Genomic DNA, 1,425 nt, shown 5'->3' on the forward strand with positions numbered 1-1,425 from the left:
GCACCTTGTAGTGCGGCCGACGGGCGTGGGGGTTGAAGTAGTGCCGGCACCGCCGCGGCACCAGCTCCCCCAGCGGCAGGGTCACCTGCGGCAGCGAGGGCATCGGCGGGGGCGAGGGAACGATTGCGAGCATGACGAAGACACTCCTCGATACAAGCGAACAGGGAACCTTCAACGAACCCGGCCGATACGCCCGAACGCGCACCGAACTTGCGCGTTCGCCGGACGCGGGGGACGGCCACGGCGTAGCCTGACCAGCAACGACCCCTCACCCACCCTCGGTGAGGAGCCGATCACCGACCACATCCTCACCATAAAATATGAGATTCAGAAAAGTCAACGTCGATTCATGAATCTCATCCAAGATGTCCTAGACTTCTCCTATGGCAACTCCCCACAGTCCCACGCTCCGTCGCCGACGCCTCTCCGCTGAACTCAAGCGCGCCCGGGCCGAGTCCGGCCTCACCACGACCCAAGTGGCCAAGTCTCTGAAGTGGGCAGCCGGAAAGCTCAGTCAGATCGAGAACGCCGAGACCCAAACGGTGAAGCCCGGCGACCTCGACAAGCTGATGGACCTGTATCAGATCACCGCACCGGACAAACGAGAAGCTCTGCACGCTCTCGCCAAAGACGCCAAAGTGCGCGGCTGGTGGTCCAAGTACCGTGAGGTGTTCGGCCCTCAGTCCCTCCCGGACTTCGAGTCCGAAGCGTCCACCATCCGAACGTTCGAGTCCTCGGTCATCCCCGGTCTGCTTCAAGTGCCCGAGTACACGACGGCTCTGTTCCAAGGAGGACGTTACAGCGAGCCCGCTGCTCTCCAACGCAGGGTGGACGCACGGATGGAACGGCGCCAGATCCTGACTCGGATCAACCCGGCACGACTTCGAGTCGTCCTGGACGAAGCTGCCTTACGTCGTGTGATCGGCGGCCCCACCGTCATGGCCGCACAGTTACGGCACCTTCTCCACATGGCCAGGCTGCCCAACGTGGACGTGCAGGTGCTGCCCTTCTCTGCTGGTTCCCACGCGGCTCTGGTCGCCCCTTTCGTCATCCTCGACTTTCCCGACCCACGCGACCTCTCCATCGTGTACATCGAGACGGCCGTAGAAGGGCTCTTCTTGGAAGAACCAGAAGAGGTAGAGCCTCATACTGTTACCTTCGGTGATGCTCAGGGCTCAGCGATGAGCACAGCCCAGTCTGCGAGATTCATCGCTGAAGTCCTCCAGTCCCTAGAGAGCGAATGATGAACAACGAGCTCGTATTTCAGAAGAGCAGCTACAGCGGACACGGACAGAACTGCGTCGAAGTCGCACACATCCCCACGGACTTCCGGAAGAGCAGCTACAGCGGTCAAGGGCCTGATTGCTTCGAGGTCGCCGATCTGCCCTGCGGGGCGGCCGTCCGGGACTCCAAGCACGTCGAGGC

The 1,425-nt window shown here is 62.0% G+C and carries 2 protein-coding genes; both read left to right on the top strand.

The window, feature by feature from the left end; all coding sequences use genetic code 11:
* The first annotated feature begins 383 nt into the window (after window positions 1-383).
* A complete protein-coding gene (locus ACJOT3_RS34460; protein WP_406977324.1) occupies window positions 384-1,244 on the top strand; it encodes a helix-turn-helix domain-containing protein in 861 nt (286 codons plus the stop codon).
* A partial coding sequence (locus ACJOT3_RS34465; RefSeq protein WP_406977325.1) for a DUF397 domain-containing protein occupies window positions 1,244-1,425 on the top strand: 182 nt, incomplete at its 3' end. The genes ACJOT3_RS34460 and ACJOT3_RS34465, both read left to right, overlap by 1 nt.

This window comes from Nocardiopsis protaetiae (assembly GCF_045446735.1).
In the GTDB taxonomy this organism is placed as follows: Bacteria; Actinomycetota; Actinomycetes; order Streptosporangiales; family Streptosporangiaceae; genus Nocardiopsis; species Nocardiopsis protaetiae.

Bases quoted from the DNA above. Each gene is read 5' to 3' on its own strand.
- ACJOT3_RS34460 (WP_406977324.1), top strand. From the start codon at position 384: ATGGCAACTCCCCACAGTCCCACGCTCCGTCGCCGACGCCTCTCCGCT.